The 3,221-nt window shown below is 52.1% G+C and carries 3 protein-coding genes and 1 pseudogene; all 4 read left to right on the forward strand.

The genetic code is table 11. The annotated features are described in order from the left end of the window. Positions 1-248: pseudogene (locus PHF27_RS14015) on the forward strand (sulfur carrier protein ThiS adenylyltransferase ThiF); the annotation flags it as partial. Positions 249-251: 3 nt separating this feature from the next. Beyond that, entirely contained in the window at positions 252-1,016 is a 765-nt protein-coding gene (locus PHF27_RS14020; protein ID WP_300071409.1) for a thiazole synthase, read from the forward strand. Between the two features lie 2 nt (positions 1,017-1,018). Continuing rightward, positions 1,019-2,173 carry a 2-iminoacetate synthase ThiH gene (gene thiH / locus PHF27_RS14025; protein WP_300071412.1) on the forward strand — a complete coding sequence of 385 codons (1,155 nt, stop codon included), beginning with the start codon at positions 1,019-1,021 and terminating at the stop codon, positions 2,171-2,173. A gap of 2 nt (positions 2,174-2,175) precedes the next feature. Continuing rightward, a complete protein-coding gene (locus PHF27_RS14030; RefSeq protein ID WP_300071414.1) occupies positions 2,176-2,784 on the forward strand; it encodes a thiamine phosphate synthase in 609 nt (202 codons plus the stop codon). Positions 2,785-3,221: the final 437 nt, after the last annotated feature.

A 3,221-nucleotide genomic window follows, 5' to 3' on the forward strand; every position in this document is an offset into this window, starting at 1 on the left:
TGAACACCGCCTTAGAAAAATTGCCCCAGGTCAAGGTGGTGGCGGCTTCCGGCATGGCTGGTTTTGGCAGCGCGAATACGATCAAGACGAAGCAAGTTATGGAACGTTTGTATGTCTGCGGCGATTTGGAAAGCGGCGCTTGCCGGGGGCGCGGCTTAATGGCGCCGCGCGTACAGGTTTGCGCCGGACACCAGGCGAATATGGTGCTGCGTCTCTTAGTGGGCGAATTAGAAGTAGGAGGAATGTAGAAAATGACAGATGTATTGAAAATTGGCGGCCGAGAGTTTAAGTCTCGCTTGATTTTGGGTTCGGGAAAATTTTCTCTGCCCCTGATCCAGGCGGTTATCGAGCATGGCCAAGTGGATATCGTAACGCTGGCGTTACGGCGGGCAAATGTGGGCGGTCAAGAAAATATCTTAGAATACATACCAAAGGGCATTACGCTGCTGCCTAATACCTCCGGCGCCCGCAACGCCGAGGAAGCGGTGCGTATCGCCAGATTGGCCCGGGAGCTTGGGTGCGGCGATTTTGTGAAGCTGGAAGTCATAAGGGACTCAAAGTACTTGCTGCCGGATAATCAGGAAACCATTAAGGCGACGGAAATTTTGGCTAAAGAAGGTTTTCAGGTTATGCCGTATATGTATCCGGACTTAAATGCAGCTAGAGCCTTGGCGGATGCAGGAGCGGCGTCGGTAATGCCCTTGGGCGCGCCCATTGGCAGCAATAAAGGGCTGTGTACGCGGGAGTTTATTCGGATTTTGATTGAAGAGATTGATTTGCCGATCATTGTTGACGCTGGCATTGGTCGGCCTTCGCAGGCTTGCGAGGCGATGGAGATGGGCGCGGCTGCGGTGATGTGCAATACCGCGATTGCCACGGCCGGCGATGTAGCGCAGATGGCGCGCGCCTTTAAGCAAGCAGTGGAAGCCGGACGGGAAGGCTATCTTGCCGGTTTAGGACGGGTGCTGGACGGGGCGGAAGCATCCAGCCCGTTGACCGGATTTTTGGAGGCGTAAACATGGAAACTAAAAGAGTCAATCACATGGAATACCAGCCAGGCATGGAGGCGCTGGAGTCGGATGTGCTTGCAAAGGTGCTGGAACGGACCGCGTCGTATGAGTACCAAAACTACACAACCCAAGACGTGCGGCGTGTCCTGGCCAAGGAATCCTTGTCGCTGGAAGACTATGGCATACTGCTGTCCCCGGCGGCGGGAGACTGTTTAGAAGAAATGGCGGTGCGCGCGCGTTGGGAGACGCGTAAGCATTTCGGTAATTCCGTACAGATGTTTACCCCGCTGTATATTGCCAATTACTGCGAAAACCACTGCGTATATTGCGGCTTTAACTGTCAAAACCGCATTCATCGGGGTAAGTTGACGCTGGCAGAGATTGAAAGTGAACTGCAGACCATTGCTAAAACCGGGTTGCAGGAAATTTTGCTCCTTACCGGCGAGACGCGCAAGCAATCCGGCGTGGATTACATTGGCGAAGCGGTTAAATTGGCGGCGAAATACTTTTCTACGGTAGGTATTGAAATTTATCCTCTCAACTCGGATGAATACGCTTATCTGCACGCTTGCGGCAGTGATTTTGTCTGTGTGTACCAAGAAACCTATAATCCGGATAAATACGAGCAGGTACATTTGAGCGGCCCCAAGCGTATTTTCCCTTACCGCTTTCACGCGCAGGAGAGGGCTCTTTTGGGCGGTATGCGCGGCGTGGCCTTTGGGGCGCTCTTAGGATTGGACGATTTCCGAAAAGACGCTTTTTCCGTAGGAGTTCACGCTTCTTTGATTCAACAGAAATATCCCCACGCGGAGATTTCTTTTTCTACGCCGCGTTTGCGTCCGTATATCAACAATGCGGCTAATAACGCCAATGACGTCCATGAAAAGCAGCTGCTCCAGGTGATGCTGGCGTACCGCCTGCTTATGCCCTTTGCGGGTCTTACGATCTCTACCAGAGAGCGAGCCGGCTTCCGGGATCATGTTATCGGCCTTGTGGCAACAAAGATTTCTTCCGGCGTCAGTGTGGGCGTTGGCGGACACAGCGAAGAGGAAAAAGGCGACGAACAGTTTGAAATTGCCGATCCTCGCAGCGTTGACGAAGTGCATCAAATGGTACTGGCTCGCGGGCTGCAGCCGGTATATACGGATTATCTGCGGGTGTAACTATGGCGGAATTGCTTTGCGTGACTCAGCGTAGTTTATGCCCGGACGATTTTTTAGAGCGCGTCCGCCGTTTGGCGCAGGCGAAGCCGCAAGCGATTTTGCTGCGGGAGAAGGATTTGGGCGAAGCAGATTATGAAGTGCTGGCGAGGGAAGTGCAGGAACGCTGCGCTCCTTGGGGTGTGCGCCTTATAGTGCGTCGTTACGCCGATGTGGCGCGGCGATTAGGAGTACAGCAGTTACACTTGTCCATGGAAGAGCTGCGCCAGGCGGAGCCTGAGGCGCTGGCTGGTTTGCAAACGGGAATTTCGGTTCATTCTGTGCCAGAGGCATTGGAAGCGCAGCAACTGGGGGGGGCTTATCTTATTGCGGGACATATCTACGAGACCGATTGTAAAAAAGATTTGGCGCCGCGCGGCCTGGACTTTCTGCGCGAAGTGTGTCAATCGGTCAGCGTACCTGTATTTGCCATTGGCGGCGTGACGGCGGAGCGGGTGCCGGAACTGCTGGCTCGCGGCGCAGCGGGCTGCTGTGTCATGTCGGGAGCGATGCAATGCTCCTCGCCGGAAGAATATATCGAGAACATAATTACAAAAATTATTGATAAAAATTAAAAACAAAAGAAAAACGTAAAATAAGTTATTGACAAAGGAAAATACTTACGGTATATTTTAAAACATCCTCGGAAAAATTTTATAACCAAAATGTGATGAAGGAACCTGTGCTTTTTAAAAGTTGTTTCAGAGAGCCGGCGGTTGGTGCGAGGCGGCAACAGCGTAAAAGCGCGAATCATTCCGGAACAGCAAGGCTGAAGCCTCTTGGAGGCCTAGGCTGCGCCGGTCTCAGCTTCCTGCGGGAAGTGCAGTCGTTATTCTGCTAAGGTTGTTGGACCTGATGAGAAACAGAGGGAAACTTCTGTAAAAGGGTGGTACCGTGAGAGCGACGTCTCTTGCCCCTTTAAGCTGTTTAGCTTAAGGAGCAAGAGGCGTTTTTGTTTTTAGAAGTGTGTCAAAGTGTTATACTTAATCTACAGAATAGAACAAAAATATCA

Origin of the sequence: Anaeromusa sp. (assembly GCF_028691475.1) — a bacterium.
Classification (GTDB): Bacteria; Bacillota; Negativicutes; order Anaeromusales; family Anaeromusaceae; genus Anaeromusa.